Here is a 3,757-nt window from a genome sequence, read left to right on the forward strand (position 1 = left end):
TCAGCTCGGTCCGCGCACCAGCCTCGACCTGCAGGTCAAGAACCTCACCGACGCTCGCTACGCCTACGTCTGGTACGACAGCTTCTTCTGGGGTGGCAACAATCAGGCGATGTTCTCGCCAGCGCCCGGGCGTTCGGCCTACCTCGGGTTCGAACTGCGGCTGTAGGGCACCTCGCATCACCTGCATCCGCCAAAGCGTGCTGCATAGGAGCGGCTTCAGCCGCGACGGGCTTCACCGGGAACGCCCCTGTCGCGGCTGAAGCCGCTCCTAACGGACACCCGGGAGATGAGAGGTGCGCTGTCACGGTGTTGCCTGGCCAAGGACGACCGTAAGTCGCCGGACGCGGCGTCCGCCGCGCTGTGGTACGGTTCCATGCGTCGCCAGCCTTCGCGCAAGCCTCCCGCTCGTTCACAGGAGTGCTTTGCGATGACCTCTCCCGCTTCGCTCGACCACGGCGTCTTCCGCTTCCGGGAGACATCGCCATGACCGACTTCGTCACCGATGCGGCGCAGCTGCAGGATTGCGTGGGCCGCCTGCCCGGTCCGCGCGACCTGAAGGTGATCGACCACCTGGACGCGCATGCGCTGCGCTGGCTGGCCGCCAGCCCCTTGCTGTTCGCCGGCGTCGCCGGCCAACGCCTGGCATTGAGTGCGGGCAGCGGTGCACCCGGCTTCGCGCGCGGCGATACGCCGCATTTGCTGTCGATCCCGCTGCAGGCACTGGACACGGTTCACGCGCACGTCGGCGCCGGCTTCGGTTCGCTGTTCCTGGTGCCCGGATTAGGCGAAACCCTGCGGATCAATGGCCGCATCGCCGGCGACGACGGCACGCGCGTGTTCGTTGCCGTCGAGGAATGCTATCTGCACTGCGCCAAGGCCCTGCTGCGCGCCGACTGGTGGCACGCGGAGGCACAGACCAGCGCCACGCCGCCGGAGACGCCGGAAGGATTGCTCGCCAGTTGCCGACTGCTGATCCTGGCCACCGCCGATGCCGAGGGCCGCGTCGATGTCAGTCCGCGCGGCGATCGCGCCGGGGCCTTGCTGCAAGCCCACCGCGACGCCTGGTGGTTCGCCGACCGGCCGGGCAATCGCCGCGTCGACAGCCTGGGCAATCTGCTGGCGCGGCCGCAACTCGCGCTGCTGGCACTGCGCCCCGGCAGCGCACGCTGCGTGTGCATCGAAGGGCTCGCCCGCCCCAGTACCGACGAGGCGATCCGCAACGCGCTCGCCGTCGATGGACGCGTTCCGCATCTGGCGGTGCGGGTGCTGCCGGCGCTCCTCGAAGAGACGCACAGCCGCGCGCTCGGTCGCTTCGACCGTTGGCCGCCCGTCGCCATCGCACACGACCTGGACCCGCCGGCGATCTTCCGCGACCACGTCCGGCTCAGCGGCGCGCGCGGCGCACAGGCCACCCTGATGCGCGCGGCGGTCTCGGTGCCCGGCGTGGTGCGCAAAGGACTGCAGGCCGACTACAAGAAGAACATGTACTGAGCATCCAACGCCACCGGCTCACCCGGCGGCGTCGGTCACGCCGGGCGCGCTGAGGTGATGCACGGCATAGCAGTGCGCGGCGGCGTCTTCCGGCGGCAGATCGCGCCACAGATGAAAACGCAGCCGCGTCCATCCCTGCGGTTCGTAGCCGCACACCGTGGCCAGCACGCGTTCGTCAGGCACGTCCATGTCGGCGGTCTCGCTTCCGCAGGCTGGCACTGGCGCCGGAAGCGCGCGGGTGGCGTAGCGCGCCGAGCGCAGCGCCGCGGACGTCCATGCCGTTCCGACCATCCACGCCTGCACGGTCGGGCGTCCGAAGGCCTCGCACAGCGCGGCGAACGCGGGGCCGGCGAGGAACGCGTGCATCGCCACCGCATCGCGCCACAGATAGAACGGCGCATACAGGTTCTGCCGGCCGGGCAGCAGTGGATCGCTGCGATCAGCGACCAGGTAGGCCTTGAACTGCAGCCCCGGCAGCGTGTCGAGCAACGGGCCTTTGTCGGCGATGCGGCGGCGGATGATCGCCATGTCGTAGTCCGCCGGCAACGCGATGCTGTATTGCATGGCGATCATGCCGGCACTCCGCGGGCCGTGATGCCGGCGCGGCCGCCGCCGAACGACCAGTCCTGCGCCGCGGTGGTGACGATGGTGACCATCACGTCCTCCGGCGGAATTCCAGGCGCGATCGCCAGCAGCTCGACCAGGCGCCGATAGAACGCCTGCTTGCAGGCAGCGCTGCGTTCGCGGCCGGCGGTGATGGCGATCAGCACGAAACGGTCCGAGCGCGGCCCGCCCAGGTAATGGCGGTCGAACACCAGTTCGTCCGGGTCGTGCTGATGGATGACCTGGAAGCAGTCGCCGGCCGGCACCTCGAAGGCGTCGTGCATGGCCTGGTAAAGGCTGGCCGACAGCGCACGCAGGTAGGTGGGCGCGTGGCCGCGCAGCAGCGAGATACGGGCGTACGGCATCAGCGCATCTCCGTCATGGCCGGCCGCGCCGCGGCAGCGGTGCGCAGCAACGGCAGCGCGGACGCCGCACACGGCCAGCCGGCGTAGAACGCCAGGTGGGTGATGGCCTCGGCCAGGGTGTCGCGGTCCAGGCCGTTGTCCAATGCGCGGGCCAGGTGAAACGGCAACTGCTCCAGCCGATACAGCGCGACCAGCGTGATCAGGCTGCGTTCGCGCGGCGACAGCCCCGGGCGCTGCCACACCTCGGCGAACAGCACCTCGTCGGTGAGGCGGGCGAAGGCCGGCGCGATGTCGCCGAACGCGGCCTGCGGGGAAGGAAACGGCGTGGATGGGTCGGACATCGGAAGGTCTCGCAGGGGGAACGGGCACAGCCTAGTCGCGCACAACCTTTCGAAAAATCGGAAAATATCGAAACGACCGTCCGGAAAATCAGGATCGAACGATGCGCCCCACCACCTTCGACCTCGACGCGCTGCGCAGCTTCGTCGCCGGCGTGGAGTTGGGCAGCTTCGCCAAGGCGGCCGAGCGCCGCGGGCGCTCCACCTCGGCAATCAGCGCACAGCTGAAGAAGCTGGAGGAGCAGGCCGGGCAGCCGGTGCTGCGCCGCCAGGGCCGCGGCCTGGCCCTGACCGAGGCCGGCGAAGCCTTGCTGGGCTACGCGCGGCGGCTGCTTGAGCTCAACGACGAGGCGGTCGTGGCCCTGCAGGACACGGCGCTGCAAGGCTGGGTGCGGCTGGGGCTGCAGGAGGACTTCGGCGAGCACATGCTGCCGGACGTGCTCGGGCGTTTCGCCCGCGCCCACCCGCGGGTGCGGATCGAAGCGCGCATCGCCCGCCACCAGGAACTGCTGGCGCGGGTGGAGGCCGGGCACCTGGATCTGGCCCTGGCCTGGGGCTCCGGCGCGGCCTCGGCGCATCGGCAGGCGCAAGCGGCGTGGCCGCTGCGCTGGATCGCCGCAGGCGACCGCAGCGCGCCGGACGTGGCCGACTGGAGCGGCGCGGCGCCATTGCCATTGGTGATGCTGGAAGCCCCCTGCCTGCTGCGCACGGCCGCGACCACCGCCCTGGACCGCGCCGGCATCCCATGGCGCATCGCCTTCACCAGCGCCAGCCTCGGCGGCGTATGGGCGGCGGTCCGCGCCGGATTGGGCATCACCCTGCGCACCCCCGCCGGGGTGCCGGCCGGACTGGCCCTGCTCTCGCCCGGCGCCGGCGGCCTGCCCGCGTTGCCGGCGCTAGGGCTGAGCCTGCATCGCGCGGCCGCCGTGCCGCCGCCGGCGGTGGCGCGGCTGGGGGGGG

Annotated in this window: 5 protein-coding genes; 2 read left to right on the forward strand and 3 right to left on the reverse strand. The window is 71.1% G+C overall.

Annotation, left to right across the window (positions count from 1 at the left end):
• Positions 1–483 precede the first annotated feature (483 nt).
• Positions 484–1,491 (forward strand): pyridoxamine 5'-phosphate oxidase family protein, encoded by a 1,008-nt coding sequence (locus D183_RS0104905; protein ID WP_017908012.1) that lies wholly within the window; start codon positions 484–486, stop codon positions 1,489–1,491.
• An 18-nt stretch (positions 1,492–1,509) separates the two neighbouring features.
• On the opposite strand, the gene D183_RS0104910 is transcribed toward D183_RS0104905, so the two are convergent.
• The 3 genes from D183_RS0104910 to D183_RS0104920 are packed head-to-tail and all read right to left on the reverse strand — an operon-like array spanning position 1,510 to position 2,800.
• Entirely contained in the window at positions 1,510–2,064 is a 555-nt protein-coding gene (locus D183_RS0104910; RefSeq protein ID WP_017908013.1) for a DUF4865 family protein, read from the reverse strand.
• Positions 2,061–2,459 carry a tautomerase family protein gene (locus tag D183_RS0104915; RefSeq protein WP_017908014.1) on the reverse strand — a complete coding sequence of 133 codons (399 nt, stop codon included), beginning with the start codon at positions 2,457–2,459 and terminating at the stop codon, positions 2,061–2,063. The genes D183_RS0104910 and D183_RS0104915 overlap by 4 nt, the downstream gene beginning before the upstream one ends.
• Entirely contained in the window at positions 2,459–2,800 is a 342-nt protein-coding gene (locus tag D183_RS0104920) for a carboxymuconolactone decarboxylase family protein (protein WP_017908015.1), read from the reverse strand. Before D183_RS0104920 ends, D183_RS0104915 begins: the two co-directional genes overlap by 1 nt.
• A gap of 101 nt (positions 2,801–2,901) precedes the next feature.
• Here D183_RS0104920 and D183_RS0104925 point away from each other — a divergent pair.
• Positions 2,902–3,757 (forward strand): LysR substrate-binding domain-containing protein (locus tag D183_RS0104925; protein WP_017908016.1); only part of this gene is annotated, 856 nt, incomplete at its 3' end.

The sequence above is a fragment of the Xanthomonas sp. SHU 199 genome (genome assembly GCF_000364665.1).
GTDB classification, from domain to species: domain Bacteria; phylum Pseudomonadota; class Gammaproteobacteria; order Xanthomonadales; family Xanthomonadaceae; genus Xanthomonas_A; species Xanthomonas_A sontii.

Bases quoted from the DNA above. Each gene is read 5' to 3' on its own strand.
- D183_RS0104905 (WP_017908012.1), top strand. From the start codon at position 484: ATGACCGACTTCGTCACCGATGCGGCGCAGCTGCAGGATTGCGTGGGC.
- D183_RS0104910 (WP_017908013.1), bottom strand. From the start codon at position 2,064: ATGATCGCCATGCAATACAGCATCGCGTTGCCGGCGGACTACGACATG.
- D183_RS0104915 (WP_017908014.1), bottom strand. From the start codon at position 2,459: ATGCCGTACGCCCGTATCTCGCTGCTGCGCGGCCACGCGCCCACCTAC.
- D183_RS0104920 (WP_017908015.1), bottom strand. From the start codon at position 2,800: ATGTCCGACCCATCCACGCCGTTTCCTTCCCCGCAGGCCGCGTTCGGC.